14 protein-coding genes are annotated in these 19,895 nt (G+C 44.1%); 7 read left to right on the forward strand and 7 right to left on the reverse strand.

What is annotated here, in order from left to right:
• The 5 genes from Q0668_RS21935 to Q0668_RS21955 form a co-directional block, all read right to left on the reverse strand.
• A partial coding sequence (locus Q0668_RS21935; protein WP_298868582.1) for a hypothetical protein occupies positions 1 to 187 on the reverse strand: 187 nt, incomplete at its 3' end.
• Positions 188 to 609: 422 nt separating this feature from the next.
• Positions 610 to 2,658 carry a bifunctional DNA primase/polymerase gene (locus Q0668_RS21940; protein ID WP_298868584.1) on the reverse strand — a complete coding sequence of 683 codons (2,049 nt, stop codon included), beginning with the start codon at positions 2,656 to 2,658 and terminating at the stop codon, positions 610 to 612.
• Positions 2,659 to 2,882: 224 nt separating this feature from the next.
• Positions 2,883 to 3,974, reverse strand: coding sequence for a hypothetical protein (locus tag Q0668_RS21945; RefSeq protein WP_298868586.1), 1,092 nt, complete (start codon positions 3,972 to 3,974; stop codon positions 2,883 to 2,885).
• A 121-nt stretch (positions 3,975 to 4,095) separates the two neighbouring features.
• On the reverse strand, positions 4,096 to 4,326 hold the full coding sequence (locus Q0668_RS21950; protein ID WP_298868588.1) for a hypothetical protein: 231 nt from the start codon (positions 4,324 to 4,326) through the stop codon (positions 4,096 to 4,098).
• A gap of 1,269 nt (positions 4,327 to 5,595) precedes the next feature.
• Positions 5,596 to 6,543, reverse strand: a complete 948-nt coding sequence (locus tag Q0668_RS21955; RefSeq protein WP_298868590.1) for a toll/interleukin-1 receptor domain-containing protein — start codon at positions 6,541 to 6,543, stop codon at positions 5,596 to 5,598.
• 452 nt (positions 6,544 to 6,995) lie between these two features.
• Between Q0668_RS21955 and Q0668_RS21960 the strand changes: the two genes are divergently transcribed.
• The 6 genes from Q0668_RS21960 to Q0668_RS21985 all read left to right on the forward strand — a co-directional run bounded on the left by Q0668_RS21960 (position 6,996) and on the right by Q0668_RS21985 (position 17,329).
• Positions 6,996 to 7,976, forward strand: coding sequence for an RHS repeat-associated core domain-containing protein (locus tag Q0668_RS21960; protein WP_298868592.1), 981 nt, complete (start codon positions 6,996 to 6,998; stop codon positions 7,974 to 7,976).
• Between the two features lie 107 nt (positions 7,977 to 8,083).
• Positions 8,084 to 8,761, forward strand: a complete 678-nt coding sequence (locus tag Q0668_RS21965) for a hypothetical protein (protein ID WP_298868594.1) — start codon at positions 8,084 to 8,086, stop codon at positions 8,759 to 8,761.
• Between the two features lie 597 nt (positions 8,762 to 9,358).
• Positions 9,359 to 9,721, forward strand: a complete 363-nt coding sequence (locus tag Q0668_RS21970) for an iron-sulfur cluster assembly scaffold protein (protein WP_298868595.1) — start codon at positions 9,359 to 9,361, stop codon at positions 9,719 to 9,721.
• A gap of 58 nt (positions 9,722 to 9,779) precedes the next feature.
• Complete coding sequence (locus Q0668_RS21975; protein ID WP_298868597.1) at positions 9,780 to 12,074, forward strand: glycosyltransferase family 4 protein; 2,295 nt, start codon at positions 9,780 to 9,782, stop codon at positions 12,072 to 12,074.
• Between the two features lie 22 nt (positions 12,075 to 12,096).
• Positions 12,097 to 12,618, forward strand: a complete 522-nt coding sequence (locus tag Q0668_RS21980) for a class I SAM-dependent methyltransferase (protein ID WP_298868599.1) — start codon at positions 12,097 to 12,099, stop codon at positions 12,616 to 12,618.
• Between the two features lie 22 nt (positions 12,619 to 12,640).
• Positions 12,641 to 17,329: a glycosyltransferase gene (locus tag Q0668_RS21985; protein WP_298868601.1), complete on the forward strand. Its 4,689-nt coding sequence runs from the start codon at positions 12,641 to 12,643 to the stop codon at positions 17,327 to 17,329.
• A 22-nt stretch (positions 17,330 to 17,351) separates the two neighbouring features.
• Here the strand turns inward: Q0668_RS21985 and Q0668_RS21990 are convergent, their stop codons facing one another.
• Together Q0668_RS21990 and Q0668_RS21995 are read right to left on the reverse strand one after the other, a co-directional pair.
• Positions 17,352 to 17,930 (reverse strand): acyltransferase, encoded by a 579-nt coding sequence (locus tag Q0668_RS21990; protein WP_298868603.1) that lies wholly within the window; start codon positions 17,928 to 17,930, stop codon positions 17,352 to 17,354.
• Entirely contained in the window at positions 17,911 to 18,891 is a 981-nt protein-coding gene (locus Q0668_RS21995; protein ID WP_298868605.1) for a Gfo/Idh/MocA family oxidoreductase, read from the reverse strand. The genes Q0668_RS21990 and Q0668_RS21995 overlap by 20 nt, the downstream gene beginning before the upstream one ends.
• A 490-nt stretch (positions 18,892 to 19,381) precedes the next feature.
• Here Q0668_RS21995 and Q0668_RS22000 point away from each other — a divergent pair.
• The coding region (locus Q0668_RS22000) for a glycosyltransferase (protein ID WP_298868607.1) at positions 19,382 to 19,895 on the forward strand (514 nt) is incomplete at its 3' end.

Here is a 19,895-nt window from a genome sequence, read left to right on the forward strand (position 1 = left end):
CTTTATGAGGATAATCCTTTGCTGTTAATCCTTCAGGGATATCTGGTAGCCGCTCCCAGAATGAACACTTCTCATTCTTCTGATTTTGGATTGCCCAGATCGAACCGTCATCACATAACGCAACAACTTCGCTTTTTTCAGAATATTCTTCATAAGTTGAAACAGAAATCTGAATTGGCCTTGGCATTCACTCACTCCTTTGAAAAAACGAAACGGTAAAAGAGCTGGGTAGCTCAACTCTTAACTCAGCATTAGCATCTGGTTGGTATTGGTAAATTGCTATCCAGGGTACTGGCATCGTTCCTAAATATGCCATACTCTAAATGTAGCTCTGCTCGAATCAATCTAACCTCTCCTTTTTCTGGGTTATGGTTTTCGTCATCAATTTTCGTTTCGAATAATTGTAATAGTTGCCGAATAATTGCAGCTCGAAATACAATTATTCGGAGGCCAAAAAACACTAGAGGTATAGAGTTAAAATGATAAATGTAATATATAATATGAATATTTGTAATAATTGTATCCCTGTTTCATATCTCTGTTCTTCTCTCTTTATAGCCCCTTTAAAGGTGGGTGCAATTATTACAATTATTACAAGTATTTGATTTTTCAGACCGCAAAGTACCTAGTTGCTGATTTAGTCACCGTGTCTTCTATCTTCTCCCAAATGTCACCGCCCTCTTTAAGGGTTGCGATAATGTCGTCACGCTCTCTTACCCTGAATCCTCTGGTCTTGCCGATAAGGCCAGATTTGGTGATTCCTTTTTTGCCCGTAGCTTTGATGGCTCGTAGCACTTTCTTACCCATCGCATCAAAAAGATTCTCAGCAACCCAGTCTGAGGCTGTGAAGATTATTTTGCGGGTCAAATGCTGGCTCACCTCGCAAGCCCACTCAGCCGCCGACATATTCACACGCGGGCCTTGCGTGTTCTTTGAGCAAGCATAAATCAAAGCGAGCTTACGGGCTTTCTCAACGGTTCTTGTCCACATTGAGGAAATCATCTCGTTGTCGGTCTTGCGCTCGTTATAAGCGATCTCATCCAGCTGTTGGAAAATATCTTCTGCCTCCGAATCATATTCCACGATATAGGGTCCAGGATGCTCATTCGATAAGTTCCCACCAGGATTGAATTGAAACCATGTTCTAGCAAACGCTTTTATACTTGATGGCACATCATAGATTGCAACCTCTGTTGGTCTCGGGTCATGATCTGTCGATTCAAAGATCATCATTCGTGACAGAAAGCCATCTGTTAAGTTTTCCGCCGTCAATCCCTCATAGAGACTTTGGGGCACTGTAGTGCCATACAAGCACGCGTGAGGCTGGTCAATCGTTTTGCTTTTGTCAGGGTCAGCGTAGGCATCACCGATGTACAATGAATTCGAGCTTGTAAACAGCTTCATCAGTATGGTTGCGATGTTGTATAGATGCGGAGAACCACCAGCATTGCCCATCGTCTTGATCATTCGCCCGATTTCGTCGAGTTGCAGGAGTAGGCAATTTTGTTTTTCGACAGCACTGACAAGCCCGGCATGACTGGCCAAACCCTCTGGGCCAATCAGCTCTCCCGCTCCAGACTGGAATAAGATTCCCTTATTGACCTGTCTTGCCCGCTCCTTTCCGCCTCCCGACTTGCAGACACCTAAGCAATACACGTTGGTACGAGTTCCAAATCGATCAGAAATCTTTCTACCCGTCAAAGTGCCAATCAAGGTGATAGCAGCGGCCAACGCTAAAACCGGTTGAGGCTTGAATGCTCCATCAAGGTTGTACTTCATTACATCACCGATAAAACCCGGCACATTTAGCAACTCTTCGGGAAACGGTCCCGGATCGGGAAGCGACTTCTTTTTCTCAACAAACTGCTCACCAGTACCGCGAACGTAGCCCTCTCCGGCTTGGTCAGGCTCGTATTTGGCAGCATTCTCGGCGATCTTTTCAATCGCTCTGACAGTGCCCGGCTTCTCACATCGTTCACGATTCATTACTTGTAGAGCTGCATTGATTTCGTCATAGGAAGAACCATAATTCCGCATCAAGCAGCCAAACCGAAACAGCGTATCATGCTGAGTTCCGTGCTTGATTGGGTTACCTTTACCACCTAAATCAATTCTGGTTTCTGAAGCCTCTTTCAGATTGTCAACAATCCAACCAGGGGCCTCTGTGAGACTCTCAAGCGGTTCATTCAACTCGTAGGACGGAAGCCACTCGTAAGCGTTAGAGCCAATCTGGGAGGGAGGAGCGATGATGTAACCGCCATCTGCCCTCGTATCAACTTTAGGGGCCAGTTTGCCCGTCGTGTTCTTGAATTGAGCGTTTACGGGTTGCCTGAAAATGAAATGCCGACCACCACTTGGTGTTTGAGACATGGCACCTGTTGATAGGCTTTCCATAATCTTTGGATCAGACAGCCACTCGTTATCAGAGCCGTCGATATCAACGACCAGAAGCCCGTTGGTAGAAATACCAATATTGGCAAACTTGGTTTTTTCCCACCATTCAACGATTTGATCTTCGTCGGTCGTTGCATCGAGACAACCATGTTCGGTGAGGGGCTTCTTGTCTCCCCGAGAACAGGGAAAAATAGAGTAACCCAGATTGGCATATTCGATTGCTGCTTGTAAAAAAGTATCGTGGGCAGTTGTGCCGCTTTTCATGTCATTCCCAACAAAAAAAATCAGAATTAAGTAATTTTCGTGATAAGCAAATCTCCTAAATACGATGACTACCGAAAGCTATTTTGGATCCAAAGCCCGGCAGCCATCGTATCGTTGGGAATACGCTTATTTGGTTCTATCCGTGAACCACTCTATTTTGATGTTTGAATTTTTTGTCCCTGTCGGTCACCAGCACTTTCAGAGACCATGCTTTGAGATTATTGCTACGCGCCCCGGATGGCAGCCAGCCCCCCTTCGTGCATCTCAGCCATGTGTTTATTCAGCACTCCAGTGTGACGGCAATGAGCACACTTCTTGCCACCACACCAGCCACAAATAGCAGCTGGCTTTACGATGTTCACAGAAGCCTTGAAGTTGTTTAGCGAAGTGTGGATGTCCTGTTGTCGGTTTTCGTCATGCCAACCCCCGGCCCCACCTTCAGGAAGCTTGTCGACCGCTTTTTTCAGCTTCGTAATCAGAGATTGAACCTCTCGATAGGGTGCCTGCATTTCCTTTAGGTGATGTTCGGTCACAACATCAGAGGCAACAACCGGTTCCTCTACCGTGTCGTACCCGCCCCACTCGCTTGGGTCGAACGATGTACCGCCCGACGGCTCACCCCGTCCCATTGCACGGTCGAATTCTGCTTGCTGCTTTTCCGCTGGCAGCTTGGCAATTTCGACAATCTTGGTTTTGCTCAGTTTCTTATTAGCAAGAATCTCGTTTTTGGTTTCCGGCCCGACATTCTCAGTGATGGCGTCAACGGCATCTTTAAAGTTTGAATCACGCCTCACCTGCTTTGGACTTTTGCCAACTTCTTCAGCAATTATTTCGTCGGTTTTCTTCGGGCGGTCATTATGACCACCCGAAGTTTTTGTTTGCCTTTTGGGCTTTTTGAGATTTTCTTTATCGTCCTTCTTCTTATCTTGGTATCGTTGGCCAATTAGATACGACCGTTGCTTTCCATCAAGGTTCCGCCGACCGAGCTGGTTGGCGATAATCCAGTTGTGAGCAGCTTCCCGGTTTTCAAACTCCATCAGCTTGATTTTTGGTGGACCGATTTTCTCACGTAGTTCAGCAGGAAGATTGTCCCATACGTCCAACCGATTATGCCCATCGACTAATTCCAATTCCTGCTCCCACACAATCACAGGATCGCGGAATTCACCGTCTTTAATGATGTTGTCTTTGAGCCGCCTCAATTCGTCGTCGAGCAGACCAGGACAGAGCGTTTTAAAATCTTTGTCTATTTTGATATCTGTAATTTCGAATTTGCCAGCGATGGCGTCAACACCTGTATCAGTTTTTGAAATCAATAGAATGTCATCCTTGCTGAGTAGGATCTGAAACAATTTAAGTGATTAAAGAAGTCTCCGACGCTGGCCACTGGTTTCACACTCACCCAGTGGCCAGCCATAACTACACAAAGCCCATAAATCATGAAGCGGTGATGTTTTTACCATTGGCTTCAGCGGTAAGTTGCCTGTCGATAAACGCTAGAAAATCAGAACCTCGCACATATTTGCGGCTTCCTATCTGGACAGTTTGCAGCCCCTTTTTCACAGCTTGACGCATCGCGTGCGTACCTAAGCCGGATAGACTTTTAAATTTATCCAGTGTGTATACCGCACCGGATTGAATCATCGTGGGTTCCTCAGTATGAGGCATAAGACTTCCTTTCAAAAACATATTGATTGCCCGACATTCGCCAACTCTTCACTCGTGCAATCAACCGTACCACACTTTTAGAAAATGAATAGATCGTTAAATCGGAATCCGATTTTCCTGTTGTGTCAGAATGAGTTCTCATAAATAACATCAGTTCGGACCTGCCCACACTTACGACAGCGAGTCTGTTTACTGCGTGACTTGTTATAAGGCATGTCATCGGGAGCTTTCCCGGAACCAGGCCTGGTTCTTACATCCCAATATCCAGACCTGTCCGTTGATAGACAGACTGGGCATCTCGACTTGGCAATTCTCACAATTACCGGTTGCTTTATTGTTTTTGACCCTTTGGGTCGCCCTAGCTTGGGCTTTGATAATGTAGCAGTCGTCATTAATTGCATCCTCAGCAAAAAACGAAACATAAACCGGGCGCAACATGACCCCGGTAAGAAGAATTTGTACGGCTTCACTGAATCGTTTCAGGAGCGCACTTTGTCAGTCATCCGAAACTGTCTTAGGCAAAAATCATCATATTGATTAACCTGATTAAAAAGTCGCAATCACCTCCAGCGGATTGCACGCGGCCACCACCCAGGCGGACATGGAAACCATCACCAACGCGCTTAGATTACGTCTGTACGGTCTCTGGCGATGTTATGTGGTCAATGAAGTCTTGACCAAAGATGAAACAGCGTCGGCCCAATTTACGAACCAACAAGCCGTTTTTGCGAGCAGAATCTAAGGCAACCCTCCGAAGCCCCGTTACCGCCATGAATCGTTCAAGAGTGTAGGCCTTGCCACACTCGATTTCTCCCAGCACCCCTGCCTCTTTTTTCATAAAGCAGAATCCTTTCAAATAGCATATAAATCGTGTTCAACCCCCAAGGGAACACCTCAATATAATTTGGATATGCTGGCAGTCAATACTAAATGTTGAGAATCAGAAAATATTTTCGATGCGTCGATTCTTGTTGGGATATGATGTGATATGCGGGCTTATGAATGTCAGTGAATGGCTATGTTTGTCGCTTCATGAGGCAATAAAACCTTGACTAATCGCCAATATGGCACTCAATAACTGCCAATCAGCAAGTTAGAAAACCTAAGCACGGATTGCACATGTGCCGTTTTGAGACCTGAAAAGGAATCGGGGAATGCCTTTGTAAAGGGGCGGAATGGAAAGACCAGGGATATCTTTTCCGGGTTCTTGCTCTTAGGTGTCAAGCAGGCCGTCAAGCACCACATGACTTGTAAGCCCGAGCTGTTAGCTTATTTACCTTTGATGTCAGAAAGTGCTTTAGCGAGATCGCGTAGCTCCTCAATATACTTGAGGTCGAAATCATTGGTCTTAATATCAGAGAAGCTCGACGCTCGGTCAATATTCCAATGTTGAAACACCTCCTTAAGCTCACTCCACTGCACATCGGCTCCAAAAGCACGTAAGTAAAATTCGCCAAATGATATCGCATGATTGCGATCAGAACATTTCAACGCTTCAATCATAAAACTTCGACCGAGTGTGAATGAGTATTTAGCACAAGCGATCAGAAGGCCAATGACGACAAGACTCTTGATAGCAAGTAAGGTGGGTTCAACCCACGATGTACTTGTCGATCCAGTAAATGTAACAAAACTAGAAATAGAAAAACCGACACCAGCTACCAGTGTAAGAAATCCGATTATATACCAAGCATTCGCTGCAAATCGATTCGAGGTCTCCCTGGCATTGAGTGCCTCGATTGCATCCTTAATGAAATCGGCTGCATTTGCCTCAATTCGCTCTTTTGTTTCAATCTGCTTCTTTTCCTCTGCTGCTCTCCTTCCAGCTAATGCAGACAAGGCCCGTTCGATCTGGGATGCTATAAATTCAACATCGCCGTCCCGAGAAACAATTGATTGTATATGGCTGAGAATTGGTGGAATGGAAATATTACCAGTTATAACCGGAATTAGGGTCATGTCTCCTGATTCGGCGTAGGCAAGTGCTGCGCCGATCTCCGAAATGACAGGCTTAGAAGATTCAGAATTCTCTGTCCAAAGAATTACGAACGCATCGGATTTTTTGAGTGAACTGGAAAGTGTTTGACGCCAATCCGATCCTGGGGAAAGGGTTTCAACATCGATTGAGATCGAGTGCCCTTGTTCCGCCAGCGCTTCGGCCAAAGCGAGAGCTAAACTTTTGTCAAGGTGATGGTAGGAGATGTAGATTGAACTCATGTAGTGTGTCTGTTCTGTTGATATAAATTATTGTTGCTATGAGCTGGCTATAATTTGCTCTTGCTTTAGCGATGGCGGTAACGGCATCAGTGAAACCGGCTAGGAAACCCTTTCTCCTAGCATATACCAGTCACCTATCCAATCCGAAACATTAATGCACGCCTGCTACAATCCATGCTACCAAGTGTGCACAGGCAGTCAATGACTTTGCTGGAACCTGAGAGAGGGGGCTTTTGGGACTAAATAAGACAGTAACGAATGAATTCAGGCCAGAAGATTGAGTAAATCCCAGCAGTGGTGAATCTATTTCTAGAGGAAAACTGCCGAAGCTAAAAACATGAATTTTAGGTAAATTTAGAGAAAAATATGGTAAGCGTTTAGAGTTTTTAGTATACAATAAATACATTCGTATAGACAGCCAGTGCAATCGTGCCAGAAAGGAAGCAGCAATCATGACAGTCACCAATTACCTTTGGGACGAAGACAGCTATCTTGAAGAATATGACGAAGTCGGGGCAACTACTGCAGCATACACGAATGAGCCTACAGAGTTTGGTAGTGTAATCAGTCAGCACAGAAATTCTGACACGAGTTTTTATCATTATGATACGCAAGGTTCCACGCAACAGATGACCGATCAAAGCGAAAATGTGACTGATACATTTTCATATGATTCTTGGGGTAATGAAGTTGCTCGTACTGGAACGGCTGAAAATCCATTTCGGTACATTGGTGAATTTGGCTACTACCACGATGATGAAACGGATTCATATTATATCCGGGCTCGCGTTTATAAACCTATGATCGGACGATGGCTATCAGTTGACCCTCTAGGCTTCATCGCTAGTACCAATCTTTATGCATATGTACAAGGTTCTTCTGTTAATTATATTGATCCGTCTGGACTAGTTGAGGTCGCTTTTGATCCCAAAGATGCTCACTCACACCCATGGACTATATTTACTAAACCTCGCGGTGATGATTGGCTTGGGTATACTGAAACAGTACGAGAAAAGATCTCTTGCAAATGCCAAGAGTGTTTTTGTCATGAATTCGAAGTTAAATGCTCAGTTGATCTAGCATATAAGATATATATAAAAAGAAATAATCGGACAACAGTTATAACACACTTCATTCCAGTTGTAGTTTATAATCATGAGCAACGGCATGTAGAGAATATGCGGAATTTTGTTAATAACATTCTCGTTCCTATACTGGAAACATATGAACGTCCATGCCTGACATCTATTGATGAAAAGGAATGCCAGGATTTAGCTGACAGAGGAACTCGCCAAGGGCAAAGGCTTTATGCGAGATACGATTTAGAAGAAACAAGACATGAATCTGACTTTTGGAAAAATACTCCGCTATGGAAGTGGTATAATTTCCCGGTCCTTGGTCACATGCCGCCGCCGATTTCTAGAGAGAACTAATTTTTTGATCTAAAAATTTATTTAACATTCGTTTTTCATAATAATGCTTGTGTTTTTTTTGGTGTTTTAGGTATTAGTAATTATAGTTGTGATCTATGAATATATGTTTGATCTGGAAAAAACAGACAAGTGAGCTGACAAACACTATGATTTCAAGATGTTTGTTGGTAGCGATCTCTATAGTTGTTATAATTGCAGGGTTTGCTTGCACAAACACAAATAAGCCTTCAGATAAACAGGGAGCAGCAGATCTTCAAAAAACGAACGAAATCAGCCCAATACAAAGCAACGCTCTTACAGATACTGATCTCGCGTTAATAAGTAAAACACTCGCCAAAATATCATCTACTCATAGTGGTATTCCACATACTCTTAATCCATTGACGATGAAACTTGATCAACCAGTGGCTAATGAGAAAGGATGGACATCTTCTATAGTAGAACGAGTTACAAATTTCGTTGACGAATCTTCAGCGATTAGTCTTTGTGAAAACAACTCGAAGAGTCATAACCTGATTGGACAGTTACAAGAACTGTATGGATTTAAATTTCGAAAGAATGTAACCGTCGACTTAAAGACTATTATGGAAGCACCGGGGAAAGACACAAGCTTTCAGGTTTCCTTGAGTGTCCCAGGTTACTCTAAAATGAAAGATGTGGCCGTGATACTGACTACTATAAGAGGATTTGGTAAAATGGCGGGGGCTTATTGTAGTGTTTTCATCCTAGAACGGCAGCAAGATGAATGGAGTGTGATAAACGAGCATATTCTGCAAAGGGAGTAGATTGTTTATTACGAGGAAATCACTTCATCCATCCTACTAATAATTGATTAGCAGTTTTCTGTATAGTCATACCAACTCTGGAAGTAATACCTGCCAGTAGTATAAAACCTTTTTTAATCATATAGCAGAAAGGCTCATTTCCCAGTGTCACCGAAAACGTCACCAACACCCGCATCCAATCGCCAATCAATCACTCATTAGCGAGTAACCAATCAAAAGGAAAAAACACCAATCGCCTGTGTTTATAGCGATTGGTGTTTGATTAATTATCGATGAGTGTTTTTGCCAGCTTTAGGAAAGCATTGCTCTATTCAACTGAGCTACGGGGGCTTGTGATCTGCCGATTAGGATGTCGATTTATGATGAATCGTAATTCGTCGATCTAAAGCAAAGTGCCCACTCAAATTTCGATTTTACCGTGCCTCTTGTGTTCATAGTATACTCTTGATTATTGAAGATCATATATTTAGAATATGTACAATGTGTTCTTATGACACGTGCTTGCTAAGATGGTGCACCCTATTAAACAGTTATTATCTATTCAAATTTTGGATTTGCAATCAGATTTGGAGTTCCTTGTCATACGGAATTTTTCTGATGTCCCGATTTTCTGAAATCGTATTAGACCATGCAGTACGTCCTCGGAATTGGGGAAAGTTGGATTCTCCAGAACGGGTTGGGGTCTCGGGAGTACCGGGCCAAGGCAAGTATTTGGTTTTCTATTTAATGACAGATGGAAAAAAGATTACCAAAGTCGGATTTCAGTGCCATGGATGCGGAGCAACAATTGCCGCTGGATCGGTTCTTGCAGAGATGGTGGTTGGTTTACAAATTTCAGAATGTCTTAGTATCACGGGAGAACAACTGCTTACTGCTCTGGGAGGGTTACCGGCTGATAAACGACATGCCGCCGGATTCGCTCTGAAAGCGCTTCAAGGGGCTCTTACTTCCACAACTTAATAACACATCTGATTGATACCTTTCCCCGTCCTATACTCATTTCCTTATGGGGTTTCTGATGTCTGACCTTCGACCAACGATTGCAATCGGTCCCAGATATTCTGGAATTGGTTCCTGGGAATGGGTAGGTCAGGATATGGCAAATGAGTTAGAGAAGCATTTTCGAATTGAAATCTTCTCTGATCGAATACCAGATTGCGATCTCGCGATCATCGTCAAGTATGATTTTTCGCAAATCATGCAATCTACTGATCCGATGATACCAGTAATCTATTGCCCCATTGATGGCTATGGTTCATCGAGTGATATCGATAGAGATGGTCCGTTGTTGTTTCGATGCCAACGGATTATTTTGCATTCGGAATCGCTCCGTAAATATTTCCTACCTTATGCCTCTGTGGAATTTATAGATCATCATGTCAAATTCTACTCGTCTCAGAGCTCCGGTGTTAACAAGGAAGGTCCGATATTGTGGACAGGTCTCCGATCAAACCTACCACCCTTAATCGAATGGCTCAATCTAAATCCATTGCCTCGGGATTTATGGATTCTGACCAATCTTGATGGGGGACAAGAGTCTGTCGCACCATCTTCTCTTGGAATCACATCGGCAAATAATATTCGTATCGAAGCCTGGTCTCCCACTAAGCATTTCGAATGGGCAACCCAATCAGGGGCAGCCATTGATATTAAAGGAGATGATTTTCGTAGCCGACACAAGCCTCCCACAAAAGCCTTTGATAGTCTAGCGTCGTTTCTTCCGTTGGCTATGAATCAAGACAGTAATAGTGTGAAGCATTTGGCTAAACTTGGATTTGATGTTGCTACTCCCGAAGATTCTGATTATTGGTTTTCAGATGAGTATCGTGAGGAAGCTCAGCGGTTTGGAATAACCATTCGAGAACTTAACTCACAGGAACGTGTCGGTATGCGTTTCAAACAAATCATTGATGAAGTAATTGACGAATCAAATACTCGTTCAATACAAGTATTATTACCCAAAAATCTGCAGGTCAACCAGATTCAAGATCAACGTACAGAGATTGCAGTTGATAATTTAGACTTGCAAGTCAATCAGAACCCTACAGATGCTGTAAAAAAAGTTGCTGTCGTAAGCTTTCTCTACAATTGGCCCTCAACGGGAGGGGGAAACATACATACAACCGAGTTGGTCCGTTTTCTGGGTGAAGCGGGTTATGAAGTGTTACATTTTTATCCTCGATTCGATCCTTGGAATATAGGTCAAGTCAATGATACAAGTCCGATAGAAAGCGAATGCCTGGAATTCTCATCCGATGAATGGAGAGCAGATCTTATTCGGCAACGGTTTCAGAAAGCTGTTGTCCAGTTCGATCCAGATTGTGTGATCATCACTGACAGCTGGAACTTCAAACCGCACTTGGCTGATGCACTAAAAGAGTACCCCTGTTTTTTACGAATGCAAGCTCACGAATTACTGTGTCCACTTAACAATCTGCGACTCTTACCGAGCCGAGAATTTGGGCTTTCCCTCTGCCCTCACAATCAACTGCAGCATCCTTCTGTCTGTTTTGACTGTCTGACCAGAAACGGGTCTGGGCAACTCCATCAGTTAGAGCGACAGCTAAGCGCTGTGGGATCTGATGAATATCATGATCTCTTATGCCGATCCATATTGGATGCCGAAGCAGTCCTGGTTCTCAATCCGACTCTCGCTGAGTCTTATCGTGCAATCGGTGCTTCAGTAGAGGTTGTTACATGGGGTATGGATCAAGCACGATTCCCCTGGCCTCTTCCTGAAGAACAGACTCCCGCAGAAATCAATCCTGACAAAACCAGCATTTTATTTGCCGGATTGACTGAAGAACCTATCAAAGGTTATGCGGTCCTATTGTCAGCTTGCAGGCACCTGTGGCAAGAGCGTCAGGATTTCGAATTGATCGTAACTTCCGATGCCCCTCAACAATCAGATCCGTTCGTGCATTATATTGGGTGGAAGTCCCAGGAAGAGCTTCCAGTCTGGTTTCGTCATGCAGATATTTGTGCTGTTCCCACAATTGCCCCTGATGGCCTCAGTCGGACATCAGTGGAAGCGATGGCCAGCGGTGTGTCAGTGATTGCCAGTCAGATTGGTGGGCTGCCATATACGGTTGAGGAAGGTGTCAATGGCTGGTTATGTCGACCGGGTGATGTAGCAGACTGGATCAATCAATTGCGAAATGTAATGGATCAACCGGATCAACGAAAAAAGTACGGACAAGCAGGCAGGAAAATATTTGAAGAACGATTTACCTGGAAAACTGTGATTGAAAACTCCTATCGACCACTATTCAACAAAGTAAAACTGAAGCAACGAGTTATAAATGCTCCATAAACTCCAACTGAGGTAATTAGTCATGGCTCATCCCGCTCAGCAGGAATTTTGTCGAGAAGTCAAACAGAAATATGGTGACTTTTTCTTAAACACACGCGTGTTGGAAATTGGTTCTCGTGATGTTAACGGGTCTGTACGAGAGGAATTCGATAATTGTACTTATACCGGAATCGATGCAGAGTCAGGTAATGGTGTCGATCAGGCCTGTTTGGGACACGAATTTGAAGCCCCTCCTGAATCATTTGATGTTGTGTGCTCGCTAGAGACGTTCGAGCACGATCCCCATGCTCCACAAACCGTAGCCAACATGCTCAAACTCTTACGGCCAGGCGGTTTGTTTTTTATGACCTGTGCAGGAGAAGGTCGGAAAGAACATGGAACAAGACGCACAGGACCACTCTATGGTCCTGATGAAAATTATTATCAAAATGTGAGTCTTGCAATGTTTCTCGATTGGGTTAAGGCAACTTCCTTTGAAGAGCTTTATCTTAGACATAACAAAGCAGTCAGCGATTTATATTGTTTCGCCATCAAAGCGCAATGATTCGAATTCAGCGAGGTAATACATGACTATCAACCGAATCGCTCTCATTTTCGATAATCAGGCCCGTCCTGAAACAACGGGGTTTTACTGTCGACGTGCTCTGGGAAACTTCGTTGAAGTAGAACACTTCCTGCCGGGAGAAGTATCAGAGATCCCCGTCGGAAAATTCGACCTGTTTCTCAATATTGATGACGGATTTCAGTATCACTTACCCGATCATCTCAGACCTGCCGTGTGCTGGGTAATTGATACCCACATGAATTTTGAATGGTGTCTGGAAAAAGCAGCTCGCTATGATTACGTTTTCGCCGCTCAAAAAGATGGAGCGTTGACCTTGCAAAATAAGGGAATCGAATCAGCTCACTGGTTACCATTGGCCTGCGATCCAGAAATTCATCGTCCTTATCAAGCAACGAAACGATTTGATTTTTCCTTTGTTGGCAATCTGGTTGGCTCGGAACGGTGTGTCTTACTGGAGTCTCTGACTCAAAAGTATCCTGACAGCTTTGTTGGCCAAAAATACTTTGAAGAGATGGCCCGTATTTATTCTGCCTCACGCCTCATCTTCAATCGCAGTGTCAAAAATGATGTCAACATGCGTGTATTTGAAGCATTGGGCTGTGGTGGACTCCTTTTAACGAATGACCTTACAGAAAACGGCCAGCCTGAGCTGTTTACAGATGGGGAACATCTTGCGACCTACAATTGCCCTGAAGAGCTGTTTGACAAGCTGGAGTATTATCTCAAACATGAAACAGAGCGAGACAAGATTGCCCAACAGGGACTTGGATTGGTCGTCTCCCGGCACACGTATCAACATCGAATGAAAATCCTGCTTGCTTCGATTACTAAGTCTCAATCAAAAACTAGCATCTCGATGAGTTCAACTCATTCTAATGTCAATCCCATACCCCCAATAGAAACCACTCAGCCGAAATTTCAAATCTCATTACCGGACAAATCCGTTTCCGCTTGTCTCCTTTCCTGGAAACGTCCAGATAATATTGCACAAATTGTGACGGACTTAAGACACTATCCCTTCATTGATGACATCCTCGTCTGGAACAATAATCCAGAAATCCATTTAGAAATTGAACTGAAGGGAGTACATGTTATTCAATCTGACAAGAACCTTGTGACATACGGACGCTTCTTGTGCGCACAGCGTGCCAAGCACTCTACTGTTTACACTCAAGACGATGATTGCCTCGTACACAACATCCCTGAGCTGTATGAGTCCTTCCTGGCGTCTCCGGATCGGATCGCTCATGGACTGAAACACCCACACCTGTTCGAAAACGCCAACAACTGTTTTGGCAAGTCGCAAATGGCATTAGTAGGCTGGGGTGCTTTCTTTCAAAAGGAGTGGGTTAACAAGCTTGAAGCCTATAAAGCCGAGTTCGGAGAAGATGAGCTTCTAATCAGGAAAGCAGACCGGATATTTTCTCTACTCTTGAACCGGCGACATCAATCGCAGTTAGCGAATGTTACCGACCTGGAGGGGGCAAGCGGAGCAGAAGCCCTTTCCGTTCTGGATGACCATTTGGAAATGAGCGACAGAGCAGTTCGAAGAGCGCTTTCGATTCTACAAAATGGTTCTGAGATCAAAACTGCCAACACCAATGATTCAATCCCGACGTCGAAACAGGATCGTCAGTATTTCGAATTTCCACGACCGGAAGTAGTGGCCTTGATTCCCACATCAATACGAAATGTACTCGATTTAGGATGTGGAACGGGACGTCTGGGTGAGTCGGTCAAACAACGTCAGTCGGCAAATGTAACAGGTGTCGAGTTGGATGGTTTTGCAGCAAACCTGGCCCTTAAACGCCTGAACCGAGTCGTTCAGCAGAACATTGAGGAACTTTCGAATGAGTTTGTAGAGAATGAGTTTGACTGCGTCGTATGTGCTGATGTTATCGAACACTTGAAATCACCAGAGCAGACTTTAAACAAAATCGCCCACTGGTTAACTCCGGAAGGAACGATTGTTGCCAGCATTCCCAATGTGAGAAATCAGAGTGTTCTGGCCGGGTTGATTGAAGGCAACTGGACTTATGAACGAGCAGGCCTGTTAGATCAAACTCACTATCGATTTTTTACTCGTCGCGAAATCGAAAAACTTTTCTTTCGTGCAGGATTTCAAATCGACAAGCTTCAAATCGTACCGGGGCCGGGTTTTCAGGAATGGCAAGCACAGGGCTATCCTGGAAAGATCCAAATTGGCAATTTGCACATTGATGGTCTCCCCCCAGAAGAAGTGGAAGAGTTTTATGCCTATCAGTTTTTAATCACCGCCACAAAGCGGCCTCAACCCGATTATGGACTGACTTCGATTATCATTGTGACGCATAACCAACTTCCTTATACACAACAGTGTATTGATAGCCTGAGAATGCGAACGGATGAGCCCTATGAATTGATCTTAATCGATAATGCCTCAACGGATGGGACTCCCGATTACTTAAACACGTTAGCCGATGCTCGTGTGATCCTCAATTCAGAAAATCGTGGATTCCCTGCCGCCGTGAATCAAGGACTGGAAGTCGCTTCCGGAAAAAATATCCTGCTATTGAATAACGATACACTTCTGACGACTGGCTGGTTAAGCCGGTTATTGGCAAGGCTTCATTCATCGGCAGGCATTGGAATTGTAGGCCCGGTCTCCAATAATGTCAGTGGTCCTCAGCAAGTCCCTGTTTCCTATACCGATTTATCAAGTCTGGATGGTTTTGCCTGGGATTGGGGTAAAAAACATGACCAGCAATCAATGAATGAAGAGCGGCTGGTCGGGTTCTGCATGCTCATAAAACGCGAGATCGTCAATCAAATAGGCGACATGGATGAACAGTTTGGCATCGGCTGTTTTGAGGACGATGACTTTTGTCGGAGGGCAAACGCAGCCGGTTACCGAACTGTGATCGCTGTTGACTCGTTCGTGCATCACTTCGGCAGTCGCTCCTTTATTGGCTCGGGTGCTGACTTCTCGGGAATCATGCAAGAGAACGCTCAGAAGTACCAAAAGAAATGGCAACCAGAAATAAAACAACAAGAGCAATATCAAGCTAATTCTGATATTGAGGAGACCGAAGATCCGCATACACTCTCGCTCTGTATGATTGTGCGCGATAACGAGGACACCATTGGTCCCTGCCTGGAAAGTATTCGCCCTTGGGTAGATGAAATCATTATCGTTGATACTGGATCCATAGACCGCACTCCGGAAATCTGTCGCGAGTACGGCGCCCGTATGTTTGAATTCCCCTGGTGTGATGATTTCTCAGCAGCCCGTAATGAATCCATCAAACATGCTACCGGCAAATGGATTTTCTGGATGGACTCCGATGATACCATTACAGAAGAGTGCGGCAGAAAACTCAAAGAGCTGGCTGCACAATCCCACCCTGATCATACTCTGGGATATATCATGCAGGTTCATTGCCCGGGACCAGAGGGGGATGTGAGTATGACAGCCGTGGATCATGTAAAGCTCTTTCGAAATCTTCCAGAGTTACAGTTTGAGCACCGGATACATGAGCAGATTATCCCCGCCATCAGAAGACGCGGAGGTGAGGTGTCGTGGACTGATCTCTATGTAGTCCATTCAGGGTCAGATCATAGCATCGAAGGCAGGAAACGAAAGCTGGAGCGGGATTATCGTCTTCTAGAATTGGATAACAGAGAACGCCCCAACCATCCTTTTATTTTGTTCAATTTGGGAATGACCTACGCAGACGACGAAAAATATCCCGAAGCAATCAATTACTTAAAGAAGTGTCTGGAAGTTTCTCATCCGGAAGAATCCCAAGTTCGAAAGGCCTATGCGTTATTAGTCAACTCTCTTTCTCAAAATGATCAGTATCAGGAAGCCTGGGACTATTGCTGTCAGGGGCTAACCCATTTTCCCAGCGACAAAGAACTCCTGTTTCGACAGGCGATGTTACATCATCACTTTGGACGTTTGCTTGACGCAGAACAAACTTACCTGCGCGTGATCAACGAACAAATCGATCGCCACTTCACCAGCATTGATGTTGGATTGTGTGGTTATAAAACCCGGCATAATTTGGCCATCGTCTACGATGACATGAAAAAATCAGAACAGGCAGAAGAGCAATGGCGTCTGATTATTAAAGAAATTCCCACCTACACGACAGCCTGGAAAAGCTTGGGGGAGACGCTCATCAAACAAGGCAAGACGCGAGAAGCAAGTCAACACATCGAGCAAATGCAACACCAAGAGCATTTATGGTTATCAAGCCAGCTACTCAGCGCTCGATTAATGGAACATCAGGGTGAGACGGATCAGGCAGTTCAATTACTCAGTCAAATAAAAACAGAATGGCCTGATGAATTGGAACCAATACAAGAACTGTCTCGGCTATTATTTGAAAAACATTCACCGACTGAAGCCCTGAATGTCCTGAAAGAATTAAGCGAGAAAGATCCAAATGATGCAGCAACATTACACAATTTAGGAACGGCGTATTTGATTGATAAACAGTTTGACGAATCGATCAGCGTCTTTCACCGTTCTATTGAGCTCCGTCCCGAATCGGGCGAAACATGGTTGCTTTTAGGACACGCATTCAGGAACAGTGGTGATTCACTTCAAGCGAAATATGCCTGGCAAGAAACTCTGAAACACGCTCCTGATCATATGGAAGCAAAGCAATTATTGGCAGAGCATAGTAATACCACTAGCCCATGAGTGATGAATGACTTGATCATTTTTACTCCACTATTCTGATTATTTTTCCGTCATCGGTTTGATATAGCTTGCCGCAACTTGAACATTTAGACCGTCTGTCTTCAAACTGAAGTCGTAAACCGCATTCGCAGGTCCAATCGACTTGCACAGCTGGTACTCCAACAACCAAAGCATAAGCGGGCACATTCTTTGTGACCACTGCACCTGCAGCAATAGATGCCCATTTTCCAATGCGAATCCCACACACGATTGTGGCATTCGCACCAATCGAGGCTCCGTACTCAACTCGCGTTTGATGCTGATCTTCACTTTGCTTTCGAGGATATGCTGCACGTGGCGTCTTGACGTTCGTAAATACCATGCTTGGACCACAGAACACATAATCTTCCAGCACGACCCCTTGATAAACGGAGACATTATTCTGGATCTTCACATGATTTCCAATTTTAACGTCGGCTCCGACAAATACATTTTGCCCCAGATTACAATCCTGACCTATTTCAGCAGTCGACATCACATGAGAATAATGCCATATTTTTGTACCTGAACCGATCTTGGCTCCTTCATCAATATATGCGGATTCATGAATAAAACAGGTCATCTATTGCTCGTCTATTCTTGCGATTGAAATGAGGCTGAATTAATGTTGGTGCCGCTTTTACAGGACACGTACGAATTGTGTCAGCCAATTCGATGGCTGACCGGGCATCTTCAATTCCAAAACCACGACCGTTTAAGATTTCTTCATATGTTTTCGTATGTAGATCAGTAAAGCTATTCGAGAAATCGATTTCTTCGCCATCAATGGTCATCGAACGATAGGACGAGTGACCATTTTTACGAACATCTGGTGGCAGATCGTCTCTATCGATCGAGAGAAACCAACGAACTTTGGCTCTCTCTAAATAGAGCACACCTAACACCTTCTGCGATTCTCGTTTATAAACCTCGACATTTTGAATACTACCAAAGAGCCATATCAGTACATCGAAGAAATGAATACCGATATTCATGATGAGACCACCGGAGTGAGATTCTGAACCTTTCCAGGATCGGTGATACCAGGGGCCTCTGTACGATATGTAATTGAGGTCAATCTCTACGATGTCACAACTTGGAGGTGTTTCAAGTTGCGATTTTAGCTCAACAATTTTCGGATGATATCGTAATTGCATCACGGTATAGATTCGCTGTCCATACTCTTGCTCAAGTTCAGCGAGTGCGTCCAAATTCTTAGGGCTGATCACCAGTGGTTTCTCACAGATGGCATCCGCATGAATTCGCATCGCCAGTCGTACGTGAGCATCATGCAAATAGTTTGGAGTGCAGATACTGACATATCGCACGCGTTCATTCGTATCTTCCCGACGTAGTTTTTCCAGAAACCGATCAAAGCGCTCTACCTCTGTAAAGAATTTTGTTTCGGGGAAATACTGATCAAGAATTCCCACTGAATCATGGGGATCAATCGCTGCAATGAGTGAGTTGCCTGTCTCTTTAATGGCCTGTAAATGGCGAGGTGCAACAAAACCGGCTGCACCCATTAATGCAAAGTTTTTCATAGCAGGCTATCTAAAATTACAAATTTAAAATTATTGATTTACCAATAATTGATCCGCTAACAAAATTGACAGATCTTGTCTTTGATCGCGTTATCCTGTTTGGTTTTAATCTTGCAACTGCAAAAATGGAGCACTTAAAAACAATAGGTACATAAAGACAGAGCAAGTAATATACGTTTATGAATTATTGTTGTAAATCGGAATTATATTCTTGACAACTACTGGCAACAAACGCATACTCCGAAAAAGTAGTCCCACGTACATGCTGTAACGAAATCAGTTGTAATAGGATGTGTATTTTGGCTTTTCATCTCTCACATTTCGATGCACCTATTTTCTACAAGTGCATCAGTTTTAAGCTCTTAAATCGCTTCAAATTCACGTTTCAGTGACTCACTTGGTCCCAGTTGATTTATTGAATTCAAACTAGATTTTCTGCTTATTGTGCTGCTGAATGCTTCTCAATCACTTTTCTGCTGGATGGAACCACGTGACTGATTTCACGACTCATAAAATTGTTGATTCAGAGAGTGGCGTGTTACTAAAGGACTGTGACCACAGGTCCTCGATTACAGATCAGACACACTGCTTTTCTTGTCAGCATCCAAAAGTGACCAGTCTGAACGGTCTGGTAACACCTGAAATTTGTTTTGCCTGTAGTTTGCAATATCAGAAGCCGCAAACTTCCCTGTATGAAAACCCGAAAGCTATTCATGTCACGTTAACCACCTATAATCGCGCTCTTATGTTGAAGGATGTCTTGGACGACATTTACAAAACAGGGGAAGACTATCATCTAATGGTTGATGTTTTTGATGATGGGACTTCTGATGATCTCTCATTTCTTTCCAGATATCCCCTGCTCAGGCACTTTCGCCGACATCAAAATGGTGGGGTTCCTGCCTATTGTTATTTGATTCAATTTGCATTCAAGCAACTTTCCTCGATTGATGCCGATTATCATTTTTTTCTACCAGATGATGTCAGGCTGGTTCCCGAGTTCT

The sequence above is a fragment of the uncultured Gimesia sp. genome, assembly GCF_937910335.1.
GTDB lineage: Bacteria > Planctomycetota > Planctomycetia > Planctomycetales > Planctomycetaceae > Gimesia.

Bases quoted from the DNA above. Each gene is read 5' to 3' on its own strand.
- Q0668_RS21940 (WP_298868584.1), bottom strand. From the start codon at position 2,658: ATGAAAAGCGGCACAACTGCCCACGATACTTTTTTACAAGCAGCAATC.
- Q0668_RS21950 (WP_298868588.1), bottom strand. From the start codon at position 4,326: ATGCCTCATACTGAGGAACCCACGATGATTCAATCCGGTGCGGTATAC.
- Q0668_RS21955 (WP_298868590.1), bottom strand. From the start codon at position 6,543: ATGAGTTCAATCTACATCTCCTACCATCACCTTGACAAAAGTTTAGCT.
- Q0668_RS21960 (WP_298868592.1), top strand. From the start codon at position 6,996: ATGACAGTCACCAATTACCTTTGGGACGAAGACAGCTATCTTGAAGAA.
- Q0668_RS21970 (WP_298868595.1), top strand. From the start codon at position 9,359: ATGTCCCGATTTTCTGAAATCGTATTAGACCATGCAGTACGTCCTCGG.
- Q0668_RS21975 (WP_298868597.1), top strand. From the start codon at position 9,780: ATGTCTGACCTTCGACCAACGATTGCAATCGGTCCCAGATATTCTGGA.
- Q0668_RS21980 (WP_298868599.1), top strand. From the start codon at position 12,097: ATGGCTCATCCCGCTCAGCAGGAATTTTGTCGAGAAGTCAAACAGAAA.
- Q0668_RS21985 (WP_298868601.1), top strand. From the start codon at position 12,641: ATGACTATCAACCGAATCGCTCTCATTTTCGATAATCAGGCCCGTCCT.
- Q0668_RS21990 (WP_298868603.1), bottom strand. From the start codon at position 17,930: ATGACCTGTTTTATTCATGAATCCGCATATATTGATGAAGGAGCCAAG.
- Q0668_RS21995 (WP_298868605.1), bottom strand. From the start codon at position 18,891: ATGAAAAACTTTGCATTAATGGGTGCAGCCGGTTTTGTTGCACCTCGC.